The 22,708-nt window shown below is 73.5% G+C and carries 20 protein-coding genes and 1 riboswitch; of the genes, 11 read left to right on the top strand and 9 right to left on the bottom strand.

The window, feature by feature from the left end; translation table 11 throughout:
• Positions 1-109 precede the first annotated feature (109 nt).
• A complete protein-coding gene (locus AB0442_RS30540; protein WP_366166867.1) occupies positions 110-1,711 on the top strand; it encodes a globin domain-containing protein in 1,602 nt (533 codons plus the stop codon).
• 47 nt (positions 1,712-1,758) lie between these two features.
• Here AB0442_RS30540 and AB0442_RS30535 read toward each other — a convergent pair whose 3' ends face one another.
• Complete coding sequence (locus AB0442_RS30535) at positions 1,759-2,286, bottom strand: NUDIX domain-containing protein (RefSeq protein ID WP_344623060.1); 528 nt, start codon at positions 2,284-2,286, stop codon at positions 1,759-1,761.
• A gap of 344 nt (positions 2,287-2,630) precedes the next feature.
• Here AB0442_RS30535 and AB0442_RS30530 point away from each other — a divergent pair, with 344 nt between their 5' ends.
• Positions 2,631-3,059: an SsgA family sporulation/cell division regulator gene (locus tag AB0442_RS30530; protein ID WP_366166866.1), complete on the top strand. Its 429-nt coding sequence runs from the start codon at positions 2,631-2,633 to the stop codon at positions 3,057-3,059.
• A gap of 16 nt (positions 3,060-3,075) precedes the next feature.
• On the opposite strand, the gene AB0442_RS30525 is transcribed toward AB0442_RS30530, so the two are convergent.
• On the bottom strand, positions 3,076-3,453 hold the full coding sequence (locus tag AB0442_RS30525; RefSeq protein WP_030270030.1) for a phage holin family protein: 378 nt from the start codon (positions 3,451-3,453) through the stop codon (positions 3,076-3,078).
• Positions 3,454-3,927: 474 nt separating this feature from the next.
• Between AB0442_RS30525 and AB0442_RS30520 the strand changes: the two genes are divergently transcribed.
• The 4 genes from AB0442_RS30520 to AB0442_RS30505 all read left to right on the top strand — a co-directional run bounded on the left by AB0442_RS30520 (position 3,928) and on the right by AB0442_RS30505 (position 6,394).
• Entirely contained in the window at positions 3,928-4,890 is a 963-nt protein-coding gene (locus tag AB0442_RS30520; RefSeq protein ID WP_366166865.1) for an LPXTG cell wall anchor domain-containing protein, read from the top strand.
• A 96-nt stretch (positions 4,891-4,986) separates the two neighbouring features.
• Positions 4,987-5,304: a cupin domain-containing protein gene (locus AB0442_RS30515; protein ID WP_030270025.1), complete on the top strand. Its 318-nt coding sequence runs from the start codon at positions 4,987-4,989 to the stop codon at positions 5,302-5,304.
• Between the two features lie 55 nt (positions 5,305-5,359).
• On the top strand, positions 5,360-6,022 hold the full coding sequence (tenA, locus tag AB0442_RS30510; protein ID WP_366166864.1) for a thiaminase II: 663 nt from the start codon (positions 5,360-5,362) through the stop codon (positions 6,020-6,022).
• A 171-nt stretch (positions 6,023-6,193) separates the two neighbouring features.
• Entirely contained in the window at positions 6,194-6,394 is a 201-nt protein-coding gene (locus AB0442_RS30505; RefSeq protein WP_030270022.1) for a DUF5326 family protein, read from the top strand.
• A gap of 54 nt (positions 6,395-6,448) precedes the next feature.
• Here the strand turns inward: AB0442_RS30505 and AB0442_RS30500 are convergent, their stop codons facing one another.
• The 5 genes from AB0442_RS30500 to AB0442_RS30480 are packed head-to-tail and all read right to left on the bottom strand — an operon-like array spanning position 6,449 to position 11,585.
• On the bottom strand, positions 6,449-7,324 hold the full coding sequence (locus AB0442_RS30500) for an NAD(P)-dependent oxidoreductase (protein WP_366166863.1): 876 nt from the start codon (positions 7,322-7,324) through the stop codon (positions 6,449-6,451).
• A gap of 4 nt (positions 7,325-7,328) precedes the next feature.
• Positions 7,329-8,375 carry a cytochrome P450 gene (locus AB0442_RS30495; RefSeq protein WP_366166862.1) on the bottom strand — a complete coding sequence of 349 codons (1,047 nt, stop codon included), beginning with the start codon at positions 8,373-8,375 and terminating at the stop codon, positions 7,329-7,331.
• The gene (locus AB0442_RS30490; RefSeq protein WP_366166861.1) at positions 8,372-9,826 is read right to left on the bottom strand and encodes a class I adenylate-forming enzyme family protein; all 1,455 of its coding nucleotides are present in this window, start codon (positions 9,824-9,826) and stop codon (positions 8,372-8,374) included. Before AB0442_RS30490 ends, AB0442_RS30495 begins: the two co-directional genes overlap by 4 nt.
• A gap of 11 nt (positions 9,827-9,837) precedes the next feature.
• Positions 9,838-10,578 carry a glycosyltransferase family 2 protein gene (locus AB0442_RS30485; protein ID WP_366166860.1) on the bottom strand — a complete coding sequence of 247 codons (741 nt, stop codon included), beginning with the start codon at positions 10,576-10,578 and terminating at the stop codon, positions 9,838-9,840.
• Entirely contained in the window at positions 10,575-11,585 is a 1,011-nt protein-coding gene (locus AB0442_RS30480; protein ID WP_366166859.1) for a ketoacyl-ACP synthase III, read from the bottom strand. Before AB0442_RS30480 ends, AB0442_RS30485 begins: the two co-directional genes overlap by 4 nt.
• 209 nt (positions 11,586-11,794) lie before the next feature.
• Here AB0442_RS30480 and AB0442_RS30475 point away from each other — a divergent pair, with 209 nt between their 5' ends.
• Entirely contained in the window at positions 11,795-12,505 is a 711-nt protein-coding gene (locus AB0442_RS30475) for a VC0807 family protein (RefSeq protein ID WP_366166858.1), read from the top strand.
• A gap of 90 nt (positions 12,506-12,595) precedes the next feature.
• On the top strand, positions 12,596-13,576 hold the full coding sequence (locus AB0442_RS30470; RefSeq protein ID WP_366166857.1) for a hypothetical protein: 981 nt from the start codon (positions 12,596-12,598) through the stop codon (positions 13,574-13,576).
• Between the two features lie 74 nt (positions 13,577-13,650).
• Here AB0442_RS30470 and AB0442_RS30465 read toward each other — a convergent pair whose 3' ends face one another.
• Both AB0442_RS30465 and AB0442_RS30460 read right to left on the bottom strand, forming a co-directional pair.
• Positions 13,651-15,123 (bottom strand): SPFH domain-containing protein, encoded by a 1,473-nt coding sequence (locus AB0442_RS30465; protein ID WP_366166856.1) that lies wholly within the window; start codon positions 15,121-15,123, stop codon positions 13,651-13,653.
• A 159-nt stretch (positions 15,124-15,282) separates the two neighbouring features.
• On the bottom strand, positions 15,283-15,486 hold the full coding sequence (locus AB0442_RS30460) for a hypothetical protein (protein WP_344623074.1): 204 nt from the start codon (positions 15,484-15,486) through the stop codon (positions 15,283-15,285).
• Between the two features lie 98 nt (positions 15,487-15,584).
• Positions 15,585-15,716: riboswitch (TPP riboswitch) on the top strand.
• Here AB0442_RS30460 and thiC point away from each other — a divergent pair.
• From thiC to AB0442_RS30445, 3 genes are all read left to right on the top strand, one after another.
• Positions 15,712-17,529: a phosphomethylpyrimidine synthase ThiC gene (gene thiC / locus AB0442_RS30455; protein ID WP_366166855.1), complete on the top strand. Its 1,818-nt coding sequence runs from the start codon at positions 15,712-15,714 to the stop codon at positions 17,527-17,529. (Overlaps the previous riboswitch by 5 nt.)
• Positions 17,530-17,960: 431 nt before the next feature.
• Positions 17,961-20,591, top strand: coding sequence for an RICIN domain-containing protein (locus AB0442_RS30450; RefSeq protein ID WP_366166854.1), 2,631 nt, complete (start codon positions 17,961-17,963; stop codon positions 20,589-20,591).
• Between the two features lie 320 nt (positions 20,592-20,911).
• Positions 20,912-22,708 (top strand): non-reducing end alpha-L-arabinofuranosidase family hydrolase (locus AB0442_RS30445; RefSeq protein WP_366166885.1); only part of this gene is annotated, 1,797 nt, incomplete at its 3' end.

Below are 22,708 nucleotides of genomic sequence, written 5' to 3'. Positions count from 1 at the left end.
GCATCCGGGCCGTGCCAGTCTGCTGAGGGCGTCAGCAGAGAGAAGCCAGCCGCGTGGCTGCAGGGCGACCGGAAGCGAAACGATTCTCTTGGGTACTCGTCATGTCGCATTGAGGGCACGTCCGCTGCGGGTCAGAGCAGGCTCGGGCTCCGCCGGACCGTCCGCCGTTCCGGGGCTGGCCCCGGCCGAATCCACCGCCCCCACCCCCGCCGTCCCGGGCTCCACGGCCGACACCCTGCCCGTCCCCGTGGCGCCCGCCCCGGCGGCCCCGCCCGCCGCGCTCCCGTCCGCTTCGGCCGGCCCCGCCGAGCCCGGTCCGGCGCCCCGGCCGGCCCTGCCCGCCGTTCCGGCGCCGCCCGCGGTGCCGCCGCGCATTCCGGCGCCCGGCCGCCCGGACGCGGGCCCGGACGCCCCGGCCGGGCCGCCGCCCGCACCGCGGTTCACCGGCGCCCCCGCCCTCAACCGGTCCGGCCCCGGCGACCACTGGAGCCGGGCCTGGACGGAGGGCGCACCGCTCCCCGTCCCGCCGCCCGGGCAGCTGCCGGGGATCGCGTCCCCGGAGGCCGAGCTGCCGCCCACCCTGCGCGACCTCGCCCTGATCCGGGACAGCCTGGCGGCCGTCGAACCGGTCGCCGACCGTGCCACCGCGCACTTCTACGCGCTGATCTTCCTCCACCACCCGGAGGTCCGGGCGCTCTTCCCGGCCGCCATGGACGTGCAGCGCGACCGGTTGTTCCGGGCGCTGACGACGGCCGCCCGCAGCGCCGGGGAGCCGGCGAAGCTCACCGAGTACCTCACCGGGCTCGGCCGCGCCCACCGCAAGTACGGCGTGCGGACCGCGCACTACGCGCCGGTGGGGGAGTGCCTGGTGGCCGCGCTCGCCAAGTACTCCGGCGACCGCTGGGACGGCGAGACGGAGCTGGCCTGGCGCCGGGTGTACCGGCTGGTCTCCGGGATCATGATCGAGGCGGCTGAGGAGTCCGCCCGCACCGCGCCCGCCTGGTGGCACGCCGAGGTCGTCTCGCACGAGCGTCGGGCCGGTGACGTCGCGGTGCTCACCGTCCGGCCCGACCAGCCCTACCCGTTCCGTGCAGGCCAGTACGCGGCGGTGGAGACGCCCTGGTGGCCGCGGGTCTGGCGGCCCTACTCGCTGGCCGGGGCGCCGCGCCCGGACGGACTGCTGACCTTCCACGTCAAGGGCGTGCAGGCGGGCTGGGTGAGCACCGCCCTGGTCGGCCGGGCGGCGCCCGGGGACGTGCTGCGGCTGGGCCCGGCGACGGGCGGGATGGTCGTCGACCACGCCCGTGGTGCGGATCTGCTCTGCCTGGGTGGCGGCACCGGGATCGCCCCGCTCGCCGCGCTGGTGGAGGAGGTCGCCGAGTACGGCGTGAACGGCCGCTCGGTCGAGGTCTTCTACGGCGCCCGCAGCCTGCCCGAGCTCTACGCCCTGGAGGAACTGCGCCGGCTCGACCGGAGGCACCCCTGGCTGAAGGTGCACCCGGTGGTCGAGTCGCCGGGCACGGCGCCCGGAGAGGCGGTGGTCGGCCTGCTGCCCGAGGTGGTCTCCCGGTACGCGCCCTGGCACGGCCACGACGCCTTCGTGAGCGGGCCCGCGGCGATGGTGCGCCGGGCCGTCGGGGTGCTGCTGCGGGCCGGGGTCGCGCAGGACCGGATCCACCACGACCTCGCGGCCGAGCAGCCCGCCGGGTGAGCCGCGGGCGGGAGGCCCGCCCGGGCGCCCGGCGGGCCCGGTCCGGCTCAGGCCAGGTCGCGGGCGAGCAGGGCGCGGACGCCCTCGATGTTGGCCGCCAGGTAGGCGCGCAGGCTCGGCGGCACGACGTTGACCGAGGTGACCCCCTCGCGGGTGAACGGCAGCCGGACGATCTCGTACTCGCCGTTCGGGTCCTCCAGTTCGGGGCCGTGCCGCCGGGAGAGGTCCATGGAGGCCAGCCGGCAGACGAAGAAGTGCTGGACCTTCACCCCGTGCGGGTGGGCGGGGGTGCCGTCGTCGTGGTGGGAGTGGGCGACGGTGTCGACGAAGGCGGGCACCACGTCGACGGCCTTGGCGCCGAGCTCCTCGTCCAGTTCGCGGTGCAGGGCGTCGACGACCGAGCGGTCCTCCGGCTCCACGCCGCCGCCGGGGGTGATCCAGTACGGGTGCGCCGCGCCCGGCCGGACGCGCCGGATCAGCACGATGGTGGCGGGCGCGTGCGGATCGCCGGGGTCGTCCTCCAGCAGGATCGCCCGCGCGGTGCGCTTGACGACGGGGCGGACGGGGACGGCCATGGCCACCTCCGGAGACACGGGGGTTGTGCGGGATTCTCCCGCGCGCCGGGGGGAATGAAACTCGCACACATGGGCGAACAGGGGGAAAACGTTGGGCCGAACGGATGATTCGGCGTGCCGCTGCGTGTTCGAGCAGGACCGGGCGGTCACGGTATTGGATCTTCCATTCGAAGGCCGCCCCGAGAGATGTGGTCGATCGCTAAGATTCGAATAGGCTTTGGCCTTCGAATTGAAGCTCATTTGGCGTCTTCACCCGCTGTAATCATTGAAGCGGGGTGGTCCCTGTGCTGCAATGGCCGCCAGCCGGGGCAGGCGACACCAACGGATCGCGGAGGTAGCGCGGCATGCACAGCAGCACAGTCCAGGGCCACGTGGTGATGAACCTCGTGGCGGGCGCCGAGCTCTCCGTCGGCATCGCCGTCGACCTCGGTTACGACACCGACGACCCGTACGCGGTCCGCTTCACCTTCCACCTGCCCGGGGACACCCCGGTCACCTGGTACTTCGCCCGCGAGCTGCTGGTCGACGGCATCAGCCGGCCCGCCGGCGAGGGGGACGTCCACATCCACCCGATCGGCGAGGACCTCACCGAGATCGGCGTGGTGCTGCGCTCGCCCGACGGCGACGCCACCCTGCACGCCCCCGCCCCGCCGCTGATCGCCTTCCTCGCCCGCACCGACCGGCTGGTGCCGATGGGCCAGGAGGAGAGCGAGGTCGAACTGGAGGCCCAGCTCGACCTGATCCTCAGCGGCGGCTGCGAGAACGCGGGCTGACGCCCCGCCCGGCGGTTCAGTCGTCGTCCCCCAGGGCCAGGTCGAGGCCCCACGAGACCACGCTGATGATCAGGGCGCCGAGCAGCGCCGACCAGAAGCCCGAGACGTGGAAGTCCAGGCCGATCTTGTCGGACGCCCAGGACGTCAGCCACAGCATCAGCGCGTTGATCACGAAGGTGATCAGGCCGAGCGTGAGCACGAACAGCGGCAGCGAGAGCAGCTTCACGAACGGCTTGATCAGGAAGTTGACCACGCCGAAGACCAGCGCCACCGCGATCACGGTCAGCGCCTGGTGGCCCCAGCTCCCGTCCGAGAGGGTGATCCCGTCGACGATCCAGGCGGCGACCCAGATCGCCGCCGCGTTGATGAGCGTTTTGATCACGAAACTCTTCATGGCACCGGATGGTGGCAGGCCGCCCGCCCGCTGGGAAGCTCCCGGCGGCCACGTCCTCGAGCCGTACCGGTCCCGGGACGTGCGCCCGCCCGTTGACCGGGACGTGGTTTCCGTCACGTCCTGACGGAGGTGGGGTGCGGGGGTTCCCCGCCTGTGCGTCGATGCGCGCCCGTCCGGAGCGGCCTCGGCCATCCCGTGTCCCGTGGTTCATCTCCGCAGGTCGGAGCCTGTGCTGACGATACGTCGGCGGAGAGCCCTCCGGGGCGTGCATGTCGTGTACACGGCGTGCTGAAGCGGTGGAGGGCGTGCGAACCCCCAGTGGGCACCCCGGTCTTATCCAGCACTTATTCATGTGGATACGATCCGGCTCCGATCTTGCGGAACACCGCGGGTCCGCGGCATCCACGGATGCCGCCCTCATGACACTCCCCCGTGCCGGCACACCGGGTGTGCCGGCAGACCTGTGAGGTTTCCATGAAGCTGCGCCGTGCCCTGGCGATATCCGCCGCCACGACGCTCGTCACCGGTGCGGCCGTCCTCGCCGCCCCGGCCGCCCTGGCCGCCCCCGTCGCGCCGGGCATCGCCCATGCCGCCGCCAAGGCGGGCGGCAGCGTGACGCTGAAGAACTTCCCCGCCCAGGTCACCGCCGGCGGCACCGAGGTCACCTTCACCGAGGAGATCAACAACGCTGGCGGCGACGCGCTGCTCATCCCGGCCGTCGTCTTCGGCGCCGAGAACGGTCTGACCGAGGGCCAGGTGAAGGCCCAGTACAAGCACCCCGACAGCGGCAAGTGGCTGAGCGCGTCCGTCGAGGGCGGCGAGGACGGCAGCGTCGCGGTCATCCTGGGTCAGCTCGGCGAGGAGGGCCCGGACGAGGACTCCTTCCTGTTCGTCGGTGCGGGTGAGACCCTGGACATCGACGTCCGCCTGAGCCTGGGCGCCGCCGCCAAGCCGGGTGCGGCCGTCGCGCAGTCCCTCGCCGTCCTCTTCGCGCTGGACGACGAGGAGGCCGAGGCAGGCAACACCGTCATCGGTGAGCCCCAGGAGTTCGCCATCGTCGCGGCCGGCGGCGGTTCCTCCGCCTCGGCCCAGCCGAGCACCTCCGCCTCCGCCTCCGCCTCCGCCTCCGCGTCGGCCTCCGCCTCGGCGAAGCCGAGCGGTTCGGCCAAGCCCAGCGGTTCGGCCAAGCCGAGCGGTAAGCCCACCACCAAGCCGACCCACAAGCCGACCGTGAAGCCGGGCGGCGTGGTGCCGACCAAGAAGCCCTCCACCGCCACGGTCACCAAGGCCAAGGCGAAGGCCGGCGACCGCCTCGCCAACACCGGTGGCGGCGACCACGCCGGCGTGATCGCCGCCACCGGCGCCGGTGTGCTGGCGCTCGGCGTCGGCACGCTCGTCGTGCTGCGCCGCCGCAACGCCGGTTCCCACCGCGCCTGACGCGTGCGCACCCTCCGGCCCGGTACCCGCGCGGGTGCCGGGCCGGAGCCCGTCCGGGTGTTGAATGGTCCCCGACCAGGAGAGGAGCAGCGCGCGATGAAGGTCTTCCGGCTGGACGAGCTGGACGCGGAACGGGCCGCCCACCAGGGCTCCTACCTGCAGTTCCTCAAGGAGCGGAACATGTCCGCCGGCCTGTACGCGCTCGCCCCCGGCGAGACCGACACCCAGGCCCCGCACGCCCAGGACGAGATCTACCAGGTGATCAGCGGCCGGGCCGAGATCACCGTCGGCCGGGAGACCGCCACCGTGGGCCGCGGCAGCGTCGTCTACGTGCCGGCCGGGGTGCCGCACCGCTTCCACCACATCACCGAGGAGCTGCGCGTCCTGGTGATCTTCTCGCCGCCCGAGGACTGACCTCCGCCGGATAGGGTCGGCCGGGCGCGACCACCCGACACGAGGAGCGAGAGCAGTGGCCCTGACCGACGAACTCTGGTCGGCGATCGAGCCGGTCTACGACGAGATCCTGGCCCACCCCTTCCTGGCCGGCCTCACCGACGGCACCCTCCCCCGGCATGCCTTCCGCCACTTCGTGGTGCAGGACTCGCACTACCTGCGCGACTACGCCCGGGCCCTGGCCGTCTGCGCCGCCAGGGCGCCGCACGAGGCCGACGTGCGGGCCTTCGCCGACGACGCGGTGGGCGCGCTCGCCGCCGAGCAGGAGATGCACGGCGCGTTCCTCACCGCCTTCGGCGAGAGCGCCGAGCAGGCCGCCGCCGAACCGGTGCTGCCCACCACCCTCGCCTACACCAGCTACCTGCTGGCCACCGTGCACGGCGGCTCCTTCGCCGAGGCGGTCGCCGCGGTGCTGCCCTGCTACTGGATCTACGCCCGGGTCGGCGAGGAGCTGCTGGCGAAGTCCTCCCCCGACCCGCTCTACGCCAAGTGGATCGCCACCTACGGCGACGAGGCCTTCCAGTCGGTCGTCCGGCGGGTGCTCGACCTCACCGACCGGCTCGGCGAGGAGATCTCCCCGGCCGAACGGCGCCGGGCGGTACGGCACTTCAGCACCACCTCGCGCTACGAGTGGATGTTCTGGGACGCGGCCTGGCGGGGCGAGACCTGGCCGGTCTGACGGCTCAGTGAGGGATGACCCGGTGGTCGGCCTCGGGGGGATCTCCGGGTTCTCTCCGGGCCGCCGGCCCTCGATCGGCGTCCCGGGGCCGCCTACGATCGAAGCATCGGAAGCGAGCGGGAAAGCGGCGGACGGACCGGCGCCGAGCCCGAGGGGAGAGAAGGAACGGACATGGCCGAGCTCTGGAAGTCGCTGCCCTCGTGGGTGCGCAACATCGTCGTCCCGATCCTGGTGCTGATCCTGGCCTGGAACCTGATCTGGTTCGTGGTCGGCGTGGTCAGCTCGCTGATCGGATTCCTGATCAAGGTCCTGCTGGTCGTCGGCCTCGGCGCCGCGGTGGTGATCCTGGTCAAGAAGGCCGCCAAGAGCTGAGCCGGACAGCCCCCCGGGCCCCGGACACCCCACGGTGTCCGGGGCCCGGGCGCGTCAGGCCGCGAGTGCGGAGGCCAGCTCCCACCGCGGCCGAAAGCCCCGGCCGGCGGCCTTCGCGGTGTCCAGCACCACGGGCCGGGCGAGCTGGTCCACGGCGTACGGGGTGAGCCCGGGCAGCAGGCCGCGGCGGGCCGCGAACTCGGCGGCGGCGGTCGGCACGTGGCCGATCCGCACCCGGACGCCCAGCCCGGCGAGCACCGCGCGGACGGCGGCGTCGCGGCGGTACGGCCGGGCGTCGGCGATGTTGTACGCGCCCGGCGCCCAGTCGACGGCGGCCAGGCAGGCGTCGGCCAGGTTCTGCACGGCCGTCAGGCTGAGCGGCACGTCCGGGCCGGGCAGCAGCAGGAGGCCGCGGCGGACCCGCTCCAGCAGACGCGGCACCAGGTGCGGATCGCCCGGCCCGTAGACGGCGCGCGGCCGCAGCACCACGGCGCCCGCCGTCAGGGCCAGCCGGTCGGCGGCGGCCTTGGTACGGCCGTAGGCGTTGCGGTGGCCGCCGGCGGTGGGGTGGTCCTCCCGGACCAGGGCGCGGTCGGCGCGCGGGTCGTAGACGCTGGCGCTGGAGACGAACACCACGGGCCGACCGGCCGCGGCCTCCAGCAGCCGGGCGGTGCCGTCCACGTTGACGGCGTGCTGCTCGGCCTCGGCGGACGAGCCCGGCGGGTGGTCGCCGACGGCGGCGGCGCAGTGCACCACCAGGTCCGCGCCGGCCAGGTCGGGGACCTCGGCGGCGGCGTCCCAGCGGACGTGGCGGCCGACCGGGCCGGGGCGGCGGCCCAGGCAGCGCACCTCGGCGCCGCCGGCCGCGGCCGCCCGGGCGACGTACGAGCCGCAGAAGCCGCTGGCGCCGGTCACGGCGATCCGGAGCATGCGGTCAGCCCTTCCGTACGAGCAGCGAGGAGTAGCCGGGCAGGGCGGCGCGCCGGTCCACCGAGGCCCGGACGACGACCGGCCGGTACGGGGCCAGCGCGGCCAGGAAGTCGGTGAGCTGGGCGCGGGCGAGCCGGGCGCCGGGACAGGCGTGCGGGCCCGCGCCGAAGACCGCCTGGGCGGCCTGCGGGTCGGCGGGCCCGGTGCGGTGGGCGCCGGCCGCGTGCCGGGCGACCAGGACGAGCCGGTCGCCGCGGCCGATCGGGCAGCCGCCCGCGGTGCCGTCGCCGGCGGCGACCCGCGGCAGCAGCGGGGAAGGGGCCGTCAACCGGAGCAGCTCGACGGCGAGTTCGGGCGAGATCTCGTCCCACAGGCCGGCCCGGGCGCACCAGGCGGCGGCCCTGGGCAGCGCGGCGGTCGTGGTGTTGACCGCGGCGACCGCGAGCATGGCGTCCCGGCCGTGCGGCAGGAGGGAGTTGAGGTGCTCGGCGGCCGTCGTGGAGGTGCGCCGGGGCAGGCCCGGCAGGTGCTCCCGGGCGGCCTCGGCGGCTGCGTCGGCGCAGGCCCGGGCGAGCTGCAGCGGATCGGCGCCGGAGCCGGTGAGCGCGGCGGCGGTGGCCCCGGCGACCTCCCGGACGACGTCCACCAGGTCGATCGTGCCGGTGAGTTCGCCCAGGCGGCGGTCGAGGACGGTCTGCCAGACCGGGCGGAGCCGTTCGGTGCCCTTCGCCCCGAGCAGTTCGGTGAGGTCGCGGCGGGCGGCCCGGTGCTCGCCGCCGTCCTGGTCGAAGAGCAGTCCGCCGTCGGTCCGCCGGGCGGCGGCGCCGCCGGTGGTGCCCTCGGCGGTGCGGTCCAGCGGGACCCGGGTGAGCACCTCGCGGTACGCCTCGGCGCCGTGCACCAGCACGGTGCGGCCGAGGCGCAGCACCGGGCGGCGCCGGGTGGCCGCGAGCAGCGTGAACAGCACCGGGTGGGAGCCCAGGTAGACCCTGCGGTCGAGCCGCCGGGCGGTGCGGTGGGTGCGGGCCCGGGCGGCCGTGTCCCCGGTCACCGGGCCAGCTCGCGGGCGCACAGCCGGGCGGCGGCGGCCCGGTCGGGCTTGCGGGAGCGGCCGGCCAGCGGCACCTCGCCGAGCAGCACGGCGTCGGGGCGGGCACTGCCCATCCGGGCGAGCGGGCGCTCCAGGTCGGCCCGCAGCCGCCGCGGGTCGGTGCCCCGGCGCGGCTGGACGAGGGCGACCAGCCGCTCGTCGCCGTCCCCGGCGGGCACGCCCACCAGCAGGGCGAGTTCGACACCGGGCAGGTGCAGGGCGGGCTCGTACAGGCCCGGGTAGATGTTCTCGGCGCGGCGCAGCACCATGTCCTTGCAACGGCCGGCGAGCACGATCCGGCCGTCGGCGTCCGGACGGGCGCGGTCGCCGGTGCGCACCCACGGGTCGGGGGGTTCGCCGAGGTAGCGGTCGCGGGCGGCGGCCCCGGAGAGCAGCAGTTCGCCGCCGTCGGCGAGCCGGGTGGTGACGCCGGGCAGCGGGTGGCCGAGCAGGTCGCCGTCGCCGTCGAAGGCGGACTTCTCGGCCTCCTCGACGGCCGCGGCCGGGAACAGCTCGGTGAGCGCGTACACGCCCCAGGCCTCGGTGGCGCCGGCCTGCTTGGCGCGGCGCAGCAGCTCGGCGGAGGCGGGGGCGGAGCCCGTCCAGACCCGGCCGGTGAGGTGGTCGAGGCCGCGCAGCTGCGGCGGCGTCAGATAGGTCTCGGAGGGTTCCAGGCGGCGGACCTGCCGGCCGAGCACCTTCGGCGAGCGGGCCGGCAGGGCGACGGTGGCACCGGCCGCCAGCGAGGGCACCAGGACGAAGAAGGTGCCGCCGAGCACGGCCTGCCCGGCCTGCGGGCGGACCAGCCCGGCGACGGCCCGCATCCCGGCGGCGACCGAGGCGCGGGTGTGCACCACGGCCCGCGGCGCCGAGGTGGTGCCGGAGGTGAAGACGATCACGGCGTCGCCGTCCCCGTCGTAGCCGGCGGGCGGGCGTCCGCCGGTGGAGCGCAGGGCGGGGGCGCAGCCGGGGCGGCGCGGACCGGCGGTGGCGACCGGGCCGAGCGCGTCCAGCCGGGGCAGTTCCAGCGAGGCGCGGCGGGCGAGGCCGCGGGCCCAGCCGGCCACGGCCTGCGCGGCGGCGTCGGCGACGACCAGGGCGGGGCGGGCCAGTTCGAGGCGGGCGACCAGCACGTCGGGACCGGCGGACGGGTCGAGGACGGCGGCGCGCAGGCCGAGCCGGTGCGCGGCGAGCATCAGGGCCAGGGCGCGCGGCCCGGGCCGGACGGCGACACCGAGGGTGTCCCCGGCGGTCAGCCCGTGGCCGTGGTGCAGCGCGGCGGCGTACCGGTCGGCGAGGTCGGCGATCTCGCCGCAGCGGGCCCGCACCCGGACGGAGCCGCTGCGGGTGCAGCCGAGGACGGCCGGGCGGTCCGCGCCTTCGCGCAGCACCCGGCTGAGGTGGTCGAGCACGTCCGGCTCCTTCATCGGGGGTCGACGGAGCGGCCGCCGCTGCCCCGCTCCAGGTACCAGCGGGCGGTGCCGAGGACGCCGTAGGCGCGGATCCGGCGGGTGGAGTTCTGCACCACCATGTCGCGCTGCTGCACGATCGCGGTGGTGTGCCGGCGGACCCGGTTGATGAAGGTGCGGTCGGTCGGCGAGGGCCGGCGCGGCATCCCGCCGACCGCCTCGTACAGGGCCGCGGTGATCGCCATGTTGTTGCCCGCGTGCATCCGGTAGGGCACCAGGAAGCCGTGCCGGCGGTGGTGCGCGGGACGGATCCGGCCGAAGAAGGCACCCGTCACCACCAGGGCCCGGAACACCCGGCGGCCGACCGGCCCGTGCTCGTCGCGCCGGGCGGTGATGTGACCGCAGACCAGGCCGCGGGAGGCGAGCATCCCGGCGCGGGCGGCGGCCGTCCAGCCGGGCTCCGGCAGGCAGTCGGCGTCGGTGCGGGCGAGCAGGGCGGCGCCGTGCGCGATGGCGTGCCGGAACCCGGTGTCGACGGCGCAGCCGACGCCCTTCTCCGGCTCCACCAGGACGTGCACCGGGAAGGGCGCCCCGGCGGCGAACTCCTCGACCACGGCGACCGTCCGGTCGTCCGAGGCGTTGTCCACCACCAGCAGCGTGAAGTCGGTGTCCCGCTGCGCGGCCAGGGCGCGCAGGGTGCCGCCGATCCGGGTCTCCTCGCGGTACGCGGGGACGACCACCCAGAGCGTGGTCACGGCACCTCCCAGACCATCGTCATCAGGCTGACACCACCGCCGAGGCCGACCATCAGCACCTTGTCGCCGGAGGCGAGTCGGCCGTGGATCCGGTCGAGCTGGACGCCGAGGGTGGCGCTGGCCACGTTGCCCAGCTCGGGCACGGTCAGCACCAGCTTCTCCTCCGGCACCCCGGTGAGCTCCACGAAGCGCTCCAGGTAGGGCAGCGTCACCTGGTGCACCAGCACCCGGGCGTAGGCGTCCCAGCCGAGGCCGGTGCGGGCCGCCACCCGGGTCAGGATGTCGCCGCCGATCTTCTCGAAGACGCCGCGCAACTCCTTGCCGCCGCCCCGGAAGTAGCTGTACTCGTCGCCGCGCGGGTGGCGCGAGCCGCCGCCGGGTATCCCGCCGACCGCCCAGTGCTCGGAGGCCGTCTCGGTCTCCACGTCGAGGATCCCGCCGCGCTCGACCGGCTCGACGACCACGGCCGCACCCGCGTCGCCGAAGGTGTAGCCGGCGAAGCCGTCCCGGAAGTCGGCCAGACCGGACGGGTCGCGGCGCATCGCCCGGCTGGGCGTCTCACCGGTGACCACCAGGGCGCGCCGGGCCCGTCCGGCGAGGATCATCGCGCGGGCCACGTCGATGCCGTTGATGAAGCTGTTGCAGGCGTTGGAGACGTCGAACGCGTGCGCCCGGGAGCCGAGTTCGGCCTGCACCAGGTGGGCGGTGGCGGGTTCGCAGACGTCCCGGGTGGCGGAGGCGTACACCAGCAGGTCGATGTCGAGCGGGTCGTACCCGGCGCCGTCGAGGGCGTTCCGGGCGGCGGTCAGGGCCAGCGTGGAGGCGTACTCGTCGTCGGCGGCGAAGCGGCGGGTCACGATGCCCGTGGCCTTCTCGAACATCCGCTCGGGGAGCCGGAGCCCGCTGCCCGCCACCACCTCGTCCTGGAGCTGTTGCGACGTCAGCACCCGGGCCGGCAGGCCGGCGCCCACCGCGGTGATGCCCACGCTCGGGAATCGAAGGTCCATGCCCGCCATGCTGCCGGGGCACGGGCGCCCACGGCCTGAGTACCCGTACTCAGGACCGACCGGTGTTCCCCCCGACCTCCCTGCCGGGACGCGGCCGTGACATCCGTCATGCGGATCCCGGTGCGGCCGACACTGCCGGGCGACCCCCCGTCCACGGGATTCTCGATGCATCGGGAACAGGGCACCACCGACAACGGGGAGCGGACACCATGGCCACCATCACCACCACCGCGGCGATCGACACGACCGAGCACGCCGAGCAGACCGCGAAGAGCGGCCGCAGCGAGGCCACCGCCACCAAGCTGGCGGCGCTCAGGCCGCTCGCGGTCGACGTCGCCGTCCCGCTCGGCGTCTACTTCGCCGCGCACAGCGCCCTCGGCCTCGGCCTGGTGCCCTCGCTGGCGCTCTCCAGCGCCGTCCCGGCCGTCCGCACCGTCGCCGGACTGCTCCGCGAGCGCACCCTCAACGGGCTCGCGCTGCTCATGCTGGTGGTCAACACCGCCGGCATCGCGCTCTCCGCGATCAGCGGCGACCCGCGGCTGATGCTCGCCAAGGACGGCGCGATCAGCAGCATCATCGGCATCTCGATCATCGTCTCGGCCTTCGGCCGCCGCCCGCTGATGACCGCCGGCCTCAAGCCCTTCATCGTCAAGGGCATCGCCGCCCGGGACGCCGCCTGGGACCGGCTGGCCGCCGGCTCGGCCGCCTTCCGCCGTCAGGAGCGCACCTTCTCGCTCGTCTGGGGCTCCGTCCTGGTCGCCGAGTGCGTCGCCCGGGTCGTCGGCGCCTACACCCTGCCGGTGGAGACCATGGCCTGGCTCGGCACCGTCTTCCTGGTCGCCGCGATCGGCGTCGGCATCCTCGCCGGCAACAAGGTCGCCGAGCGGATCGCCGAGCAGGTCGTCGCCGACGCCGAGTGACCCGAACGCCCCACCGGGCACACCCGGGACCGACCACCCGCACCGAGCACCCGACCACCAGCCGCACCACGACCACGGGGACCGACCGCCATGCGCGCCAAGGGCATCAACTACGACACCGGCTTCACCCCCGACGGGCGGTCCTCCCGGCCGCACTTCGACCCGGCCGAGGTCCGTGCCGAGATGCGCAGCATCGCCGAGGACCTGCACTGCACGGCCGTCCGGATCACCGGTGCCGACCTGGAGCGGATCGCCCTGGCCGCCGAGCACGCCGCCGCGCACGGCCTGGAGGTCTGGTTCGCGCCCTTCCCCTGCGGCCTGGACGAGCGGGCCATGCGACCCGTCCTGCTGGACTGCGCCCGCCGCGCCGAGCGGCTGCGGGCCGCCGGCGCCGAGGTGCTCCTCGTCCTCGGCTGCGAACTCACCCTCTTCGCCGACGGGTTCCTGCCCGGCGCCGACCTCGGCGAGCGGATCGCCGCCCTCCTCCACCCCGGGACCCGGCAGGCCGTGCCCGCCGCGACCGCCCGCCTCGACGCCTTCCTCGCCGACACCGCCGCCGTCTGCCGCGCCGCGTTCGGCGGCCGGATCACCTATGCCTCCGGCGTCTGGGAGCGGATCGACTGGACGCCCTTCGACCTGGTCGCCGTCGACGCCTACCGGGACGCCCACAACGCCGCCCGCTACCGCGACGAGCTGCGCGCCCACTCCGCCCACGGCAAGCCGGTGGCCGTCACCGAGTTCGGCTGCTGCACCTACGCCGGTGCCGGCGACCGCGGCGGCCTCGGCTGGGACGTGATCGACCGCACCGCGCAGCCGCCCGCCGTCCGCGCCGGACTCGTCCGCGACGAGCAGGAGCAGGTGCGGTACCTGCAGGAGCTGCTGCCGGTCTTCGAGGAGGAGGGCGTGGACGCCGCCTTCTGGTTCACCTGGGCCGGCTACCGCGCCCCGCACCGCCCCGACGACCCGGCCCACGACCTCGACCTCGGCTCGTACGGCGCGGTCGCCCTGGAGGACGGCGTCCGCCGCCCCAAGGCCGTCTTCACCGCCCTCGCCGAGGCCTACCGGGCCTGACCCGGCCCGCCCGCCCCCGGACACGCAGCAGCCCGCCCCGCCGCACACCGCGGCCGGGCGGGCTGCCGCCGTGCTCAGCCCTCCGCGCCCTCCTGGACGGGGATGGCGTGGCTCACCGCGCGCCCGGCGGCGGCCACCGGCTCGGCCGGAGCCTGCTGCTGGCCCATCGCGGCGAGCAGCTGCCGGGCCAGACCGAGACCCGTGCCGCCCATGGTGAGCGCCTTGGCCATCATCTCGCCCATGCCCTCGGCGCCGTTCAGCAGCACCATGTGCTCGACGTTGCCGAAGGCCTCCGCGCCGGCCCGGACGATCTCCGGCCAGTTCTCCGCCAACTGCTGCGCGACGACCGCCTCCTGGTTCTCCGCCAGGGCCGACGCCCGCGCCTTGATCGCCTCCGCCTCGGCCAGACCGAGCGCACGGGCCGCCTCGGCCGCCGCCAGGCCCTTGGCCTCCGCGGCCGCCGCCTCGGCCTGGCCGGTCGCCCGGGTGGCCTCGGCCGCGGCCAGACCGCGGGCCTTGGTGGCCTCCGCCTCCGCGGTGGCGGCGATCTTCACCCGGTTCGCCTCGGCCGCGGCCTTCAGCTCGGTCTCCCGGGCCAGCGCCTCGGCCGCCGAGATCCGGGCGTCGCGGTCGGCCTGCGCCTTCGTCCGGGTCTCGTACGCCCGGGCGTCGGCCGGCTTGCGGACGTCCGCCTGCAGCTGCTGCTCCTTGCGGTCCGCCTCCAGCTCGGCCACCTTGGTCTCCTGGACGACGACCTCCTGCCGGGCCGCGGCCTGCGCCAGCGGACCGGCCTGGAACGCCCGGGCCTGCGCCGTCTCCAGCTCGGCCTGGTAACCGGCCTGCTGGATGCCGGAGTTGCGGGTGGCCTCGGCCTTGCGGGCGAAGGCCTCCTGCTCGGCCTCGGTGGCCCGGCGGTCCGCCTCCGCGGCCGCGATCCGGGCGTCCCGCTGCACCGCGGCGGCGTGCGGGGCGGCCAGGTTGGTGATGTAGCCGGTCGGGTCGAGGATCTCCTGGATCTGCAGCGAGTCGATGATCAGGCCGAGCTTCTCCATCTCGCTGCCGGACGCGGCCCGGGTCTCCCCGGTCATCCGCTCCCGGTCGCGGATCATGTCCTCGACCGTCAACCCGCCGACGATGGACCGCAGATGGCCGGCGAAGACGTTGTGGACCCGGTGGCCCATCATCTTCTGCTGGTCGAGGAAGCGGCGGGCGGCATTGGCGATCGACACCGGGTCGTCGCCGACCTTGAAGATCACCACACCCTTGACGTGCACCGGGATGCCCTGCGACGTCACGCACTCGACGTCCAGCTCGGCCTCGTTGAGGTCCAGCGAGAGCCGGCGCACCACCTGGACACCGGGCAGCACCAGCGTGCCGCGCCCGGTGACGATGCGGAATCCGAGCCCGTCCGCGACCCCTTCGGAGCGGTGCCGGGACCCGGAGATGATCAGTGCCTCGTTCGGTTCGGCGACCCGCCACATGAGCTTGAAGAGCACGACCAGGACGACGATGGAAGCCGCGACGGCCCCCGCGATGCCGATCAACATCGGCTGATTCCCCCTTCAGGGCACGCCGGTGTCCCGTGGCTGCGCTCTGGTGTGCAGGAAGGCGCGGTAGCCGGCGGCAGCAGGAGATTCTGCGCCTGTCGTGATCGCGGGGGAAGGGCCCGGCGGCCGTGTTTCGCCCAGGAGTGCGTCAAGATTCCGTCAAAGGACCGCCGCGACGTACACCGTGCGCGGCGGCTGGTACTCCACGACCACCACCGGGGTGCCCACCGCCAGCTCCTCGCCCGGCACCGCCGGATACGCCAGGAAGGCCTCCGTCCCGTGCCGTTCGGGGACGAACACCATCACCTCGCCCACCAGCCCCGGCCCCGTCCGCCCGGTCACCCGCCCTGTGCTGCCCACCATGCCGGCCAGTCTGCCGTGCCCGTCCACTGGCCGGAACCCGTCTGGACCTGCCACGACGCTGCCGCTACGGTGTTGACGTCTTGCTGCAGGCATCCGCCTGCAGCCAACGGGAGCTCGGAGCACCGGGCTGAGAGGGCGCTGAAAGGTCCGCGGTACACGGACCGACCGCTGCGCCGACCGCAGGAACCTGACCGGGTAATGCCGGCGTAGGGAGTAGAGGGTCTCATGACCACCTTTGAAGCACAGCCGCAGTCTGTCTCCGGCCGGGGCGTCAGCAGCGCGTCCACCGGCTACCCGACCCCGGCCTGGCGCAAGGCCCACCGCGAGGGCAGCCGCCCCGACCTCCGGGTGCCGTACCGGGAGGTCCTCCTCACCAACGGCCGCACCGTCCCGCTGTACGACACCTCCGGCCCGTACACCGACCCCTCCTACGAGCCCGACGTGCGGCGCGGCCTGCCCGCCCTGCGCGACGCCTGGATCCGCCAGCGCGGCGACGTCGAGGAGTACGAGGGCCGCGAGGCCCGCCCCGAGGACGACGGCATCAAGCACACCTCGCCGCGCGGCGGGAACCTCCGCAACCTCGACGCGGTCTTCCCCGGCCGCCCGCGGCGCCCGCTGCGCGGCCGGGCCGGCGCCGCCGTCACCCAGCTCGCGTACGCCAAGCAGGGCGTGATCACGCCCGAGATGGAGTTCGTGGCGCTGCGCGAGGGGCTCGCCCCGGAGTTCGTCCGCGACGAGGTCGCCCGCGGCCGGGCCGTCATCCCGGTCAACGTGAACCACCCCGAGGTCGAGCCGGCGATCATCGGCACCAACTTCCTGGTGAAGATCAACGCCAACATCGGCAACTCCGCGGTCACCTCCTCGATCGAGGAGGAGGTCGAGAAGATGACCTGGGCGACCCGATGGGGCGCCGACACCGTCATGGACCTCTCGACCGGCCGCAACATCCACACCACCCGCGAGTGGATCCTGCGCAACTCCCCCGTGCCGATCGGCACCGTGCCGCTCTACCAGGCGCTGGAGAAGGTCGACGGCCGGGCCGAGGACCTCAGCTGGGAGGTCTACCGCGACACCGTCGTCGAGCAGTGCGAGCAGGGCGTCGACTACATGACCGTGCACGCCGGCGTGCTGCTGCGCTACGTGCCGCTGACCGCCCGCCGCAAGACCGGCATCGTCTCCCGCGGCGGCTCGATCATGGCCGCCTGGTGCCTGGCGCACCACGAGGAGAACTTCCTCTACACCAACTTCGAGGAGCTCTGCGACATCCTCGCCGCGTACGACGTCACCTTCTCGCTCGGTGACGGCCTGCGCCCGGGGTCGATCGCGGACGCCAACGACGAGGCCCAGTTCGCGGAGCTGCAGACGCTCGGCGAGCTCGGCCGGATCGCCCGCGAGCGCAACGTCCAGGTGATGATCGAGGGCCCGGGCCACGTCCCGATGCACAAGATCAAGGAGAACATGGACCTCCAGAAGGAGATCTGCGACGAGGCGCCCTTCTACACCCTCGGCCCGCTCACCACGGACGTCGCGCCCGGCTACGACCACATCACCTCGGGCATCGGCGCCGCGATGATCGCCTGGTGGGGCACCGCCATGCTCTGCTACGTCACGCCCAAGGAGCACCTGGGCCTACCCAACCGGGACGACGTGAAGACCGGCGTCATCACCTACAAGATCGCCGCCCACGCGGCCGACCTCGCCAAGGGCCACCCCGGCGCCCAGGCCTGGGACGACGCGCTCTCCGACGCGCGCTTCGAGTTCCGCTGGGAGGACCAGTTCAACCTGGCCCTCGACCCCGAGACCGCCCGCGACTTCCACGACGAGACGCTGCCCGCCGAGCCCGCCAAGACCGCGCACTTCTGCTCCATGTGCGGGCCGAAGTTCTGCTCGATGAAGATCAGTCAGAAGATCCGCGACGAGCACGGCGACGGCTCCACCGCGGTCGCCTCCGGCTACGACGCCGAGGCGCTGGCCGGCATGGCCGAGAAGTCCGCGGAGTTCGCCGCCCAGGGCAACCGGGTCTACCTGCCGCTGGCGGACTGAGACCGGTACCGACCGCGCTGCTCCGGGAGGTGGAGGGGGCCTCCCGGGGCAGCGCTCCGCCGTTGGGCGTCGGAGCCGAGGGATCGCCCACCGCAGCCGTCAGGGCACGCATCCTCCGATCCCTGACCGGCGCACATCTCCTCAGCGGTGGCCCTGCTCCGTCGTCGGGCCGCGAATGTGCTGCTTCCGGGCTGAAGCATTGCGGAGAAGCACTGCTTCCCGGCGCCACCGCCTCCGAGGTGACTGCTCAGCCGTGGAGCCGACGTCACCCCGGACGCTGATCGACACCTGACCACGAGGTGACCCGAAGAAGTTCCCGGCTCGCGGCAACCCTTTGCGGAGCCTGTGACCACAAGGAAGCGGAGCCGGCCCGTTCCGGTGTCCCGATCCGCCTTTCCCTCGTGCACGGTTCGCAAGGAGAACGTCCACCCATGAGCAACCCCATCCGCGGGCGCCGCGGGCGTCACCGCCGTCGTTTCAGCGCCACCGCTCTGGCGCTCGGTGTGCCCCTCGCCGGCGTCTCGTACTTCATGTTCACACCCGAGGACTCCCAGGCCGCGACGGTCGACGGCGGCGCCTACTACAGGCTGGTCTCGGTACGCAGCGGCCAGGTGGTGGACGTCAACGCCTTCTCCACCGCCGACGGCACCCGGATCCAGCAGTGGACCGACCAGAACACCGCCAACCAGCAGTGGAGACTGAAGTCCACCGGGGACGGCTACTACGAGCTGGTGAATCGCAACAGCGGCAAGGTGCTGGGCATAGCGGGCGACTCGACCGGCCAGGCGGCTGCTGCCGAGCAGCAGACGGACAGGTCCTCAGCGTCCCAGCAGTGGCGGATCGACGACGTGAGCGGTTCCGACGCCGTCACCTTCACCTCCCGCAGGAGCGGTCAGGTCCTGGACGTCTCCGGAAGCTCCACGGACCGGGGCGCGCAGGTCATCCAGTGGCCCGGCTGGGGCGGCGCCAACCAGCAGTGGAAGCTGGTGAAGGTGGCGGAGAGCGGCGGCGGCGCGCAGACCGGGTCCGGGTCGTACGTGTGGAAGAACGCCCAGGTCGTGGGCGGCGGTTACGTGACCGGCCTGGTCTTCAACCAGAAGGAGAAGGGCCTGCTGTACGCGCGCACCGACATGGGCGGCGCGTACCGTTGGGACACCGCGGCCGAGCAGTGGATCCCGCTGACCGACTGGATGGGCGAGAAGGACTGGAACCTGCTGGGCGTGGATGCGCTGGCCACCGACCCCGTCGACCCCGACCGGCTCTACCTCGCGACGGGCACCTACACCAACGAGTGGGCCGGCAACGGCGCGATCCTGCGCTCCACCGACCGGGGCCGCACCTTCCAGCGCACCGATCTGCCGTTCAAGCTGGGCGGCAACGAACCCGGCCGCGGGGCGGGCGAACGGCTCGTGATCGACCCCGCGAACCACGGCACCCTACTGCTGGGCACCCGCAAGAACGGCCTGTGGCGCAGCACCGACTACGGCGCGACATGGAGGCAGGTCTCCTCGTTCCCCGTCAAGGACGGGGCGAGCAGCGGCGCGGGCATCTCCTTCGTGACCCACGGCCCGGCCGGCAGCAACACGGTCTACGTCGGCGTCAACGACAGGTCCACCTCCCTGTACCGCTCCACCGACGGCGGCAACACCTGGCAGGCCGTCTCCGGGCAGCCCACCGGCCAGATGCCGCAGCACGGCGTGGTCTCCGGTGACGGCTCGCTGTACCTGTCCTACAGCAACAGCATCGGCCCCATGGACGCGACGGCCGGCTCGGTGTGGAAGTACACGCCGTCCGGCGGCGCGTGGAAGAACATCTCCCCCTCCCAGGGCGGTTACGGGTTCTCCGGTCTGGCCGTCGACCCGCAGCACCCGTCCACGGTGATGGTCACCACCCTCGACCGCTGGTGGCCCGAGGACGAGGTCTACCGGACCACCGACGGCGGCACGACCTGGAAGGCACTGGCCGACAAGTCGCAGCGCGACGCCTCCGGCGCTCCTTACGTCGGTACCGGCACCGGGCACTGGATGACCGCGCTGGCCATCGATCCCTTCGACTCCGGGCACGCGCTGTACGGCACCGGCAACGGCATCTGGCGCAGCAAGGACGCCAACGCCTCCGACGGCGGCGGCACCAGCCACTGGGCCTCCGGGGCCCGCGGGCTGGAGGAGACCTCGCTGGCGGACGCGATCGCCCCTCCCGGCGGCGCCACCGTCATCACCTCCATGGGCGACCAGGGCGGCTTCCGCCACGACTCCCTGACCGAGGTGCCCGCCGGACGGCTGAAGAACCCCTTGATGAGCAGCAGCACCGACATCGATTTCGCTCAGTCCAACCCCTCGATGATGGTCCGCGTCGGCCGTGGCGGCGCGCAGGACGGCGCCTACTCCACCGACGGCGGCAGCAGCTGGAACGGCTTCAAGTCAGAGCCGGTCAGCAGCTCCCAGACGGGCCATGTCGCGCTTGCGGCGGACGGCTCCACCATCGTCTGGACCGAGGACGGTCAGGTCCCGTACCGCTCGACCGACAAGGGCTCGAGCTGGTCGAAGGTCAGCGGCCTGGGCACCGACGCCGAGGTCGTCGCCGACCGCTCCTCCGGCAACACCTTCTACTCCCTGTCCGGCGGCACCCTCTACGCCAGCACCGACGGCGGCGCGACCTTCACCGCCCGGACCGGCAACCTGCCCTCCGGCCGGCTCACGGCCGTCCCCGGCATCGCCGGGGACCTGTGGATCTCCGGCGGCGGCAAGGGGCTGCTGCACTCCACCGACGGCGGCCGCACCTTCACCCCGCTCGGCTCGGTGCAGTCCGCCTCGGCCCTCGGCTTCGGCAAGGCCGCACCCGGCGCCGACTACCAGGCCCTGTACCTGATCGGCACCGTCAAGAACGTCACCGGAGTCTTCCGCTCCACCGACAAGGGCGCCACCTGGCTCCGCGTCAACGACGACGCCCACCAGTGGGGCGCCATCGGCAGCCTCGGCATCATCACCGGCGACCCCGACACCTTCGGCCGCGTCTACATCGGCACCAACGGACGCGGCCTCCAGTACGGTGACCCGTCCTGATCCCGACCCCCTGAGCGGGGCCGCAGGCCGAACGGCCTGCGGCCCCGCCGCGTCTGACGGAATACCAAGGACGACAGCCATCGCGCCGAGGCAGGGAACGCCGGGGGCGCCCTCGCGGTCCGGGGGCGGCTTCACCCCGACGGGACGAGGGCCGCGCAGATCTCCGCCTCGACAAAAAGTTCTCCCGATCACGGCAACCTCTGTGTGCGTGGCGGCAACTGGCAGGTAACCGTGGCCAAGACCAGGGCCCACTACGCCAGAGGGAGAAGCCGTTGCCAGATCAGAACCGCTCTCATCGCCGCCGTCCGGCAACCCGCCGCCTGATCGCCGCCGCCGTGGTGCTCGCCGCCGTGGGTGCCGCCGTACCGCTGGTCGCCCAGGCCGCATTCACGTCGAATGCCGGCACGCCGACCGTCCTCGGCGGGGCAGCTGCCGGTAGTGGCCGCTACTTCGGCACGGCGGTGGCCGCGGGCAGGCTCGGGGACTCGACGTACTCCACCGTTCTCGACCGGGAATTCACCATGGTCACCCCCGAGAACGAGATGAAGTGGGACGCCGTCGAGCCCTCCCGCGGGTCGTTCACCTTCGGCGCCGCCGACTCGATCGTCAACCACGCCTCCGCGCACGGCCAGCGGATGCGCGGCCACACCCTGGTCTGGCACTCCCAACTGCCCAACTGGGTCTCCTCGATCACTGACGCCAACACCCTGCGCAGCGTGATGGACAACCACATCACCCAGGAGATGTCCCACTACAAGGGCAGGATCTACGCCTGGGACGTGGTCAACGAGGCGTTCGCCGACGGCGGCAGCGGCCAGCACCGCAGCTCGGTGTTCCAGAACGTGCTGGGCAACGGCTTCATCGAGGAGGCCTTCCGCACCGCCCGGAGCGCCGACTCCTCGGCGAAGCTCTGCTACAACGACTACAACATCGAGAACTGGACCGACGCCAAGACCCAGGGCGTCTACCGCATGGTCAAGGACTTCAAGTCCCGTGGCGTTCCCATCGACTGCGTGGGATTCCAGAGCCACTTCGGTACCGGCGGCCCGCCGGCGAGCTTCCGGACCACCCTGTCCAACTTCGCCGCGCTCGGCGTGGACGTCCAGATCACCGAACTCGACATCGCCCAGGCCTCCGCCACCGCCTACACCGACACCGTCCAGGCTTGCCTCGACGTCGCCCGCTGCACCGGCATCACGGTGTGGGGCATCCGCGACAGGGACTCCTGGCGCGGCGGCGAGAACCCGCTGCTGTTCGACAGCAGCGGCAACAAGAAGCCCGCCTACACCGCCGTCCTCACCGCCCTCGGCGGCGCCGGCGGCAGCACGCCGGGCGACGGCATCAACTCCGGCACCGTCTACACGCTCTCCGCGGTGGGTGCCGCCGGACGTGTTCTCGACGAGCCCGCGGGACAGAACGGCAACGGCACCCCGCTCCAGGTGTGGGACGCCGGCGGCGCCACCAACCAGCAGTGGAAGGCCACCAAGAACCGCGACGGCTCCTACACGCTGACCAACCTCGCCAGCGGCCGGGTCCTGGACGAACCGGGTGGCCAGACCGGCAACGGGACCAAGCTGCTGGTCTGGGACAACAACGGCGGCGCCAACCAGCACTGGAAGGCCACCCGGAACGCCGACGGCTCCTACACCCTCATCAACGTCGCCAGCGGCCGGGCACTGGAAACCCCCGGCAACCAGACCGCCAACGGCACCCCCGTCCAGATCTGGGACTCCTGGGGCGCCGCCAACCAGCACTGGAACTTCAGGCCGTCCGGGTCGTCCACCCCGGCGCCCACCCCGACAACGCCCGCGCCGGGCGGCACGTGCGCGCTTCCGTCGACGTACCGGTGGTCCTCCACGGGTGCGCTGGCGCAGCCGGCGAACGGGTGGTCGGCGGTGAAGGACTTCACGAACGTGGTGTACAACGGCAAGCACCTGGTCTACGGCTCGAACGTGTCGGGGTCGTCGTACGGGTCGATGATGTTCAGCCCGTTCACCAACTGGTCGGACATGGCGACGGCCAGGCAGAGCGGGATGGGCCAGGCCGCGGTGGCGCCCACGCTGTTCTACTTCGCGCCCAAGAACATCTGGGTGCTGGCCTACCAGTGGGGCCAGTGG

It is taken from the genome of Kitasatospora sp. NPDC085895, assembly GCF_040702125.1.
Lineage (GTDB): Bacteria > Actinomycetota > Actinomycetes > Streptomycetales > Streptomycetaceae > Kitasatospora > Kitasatospora arboriphila.
Note: the sequence above shows the minus strand (reverse complement) of the source record. Positions and strands in the feature narration are given on the sequence as shown.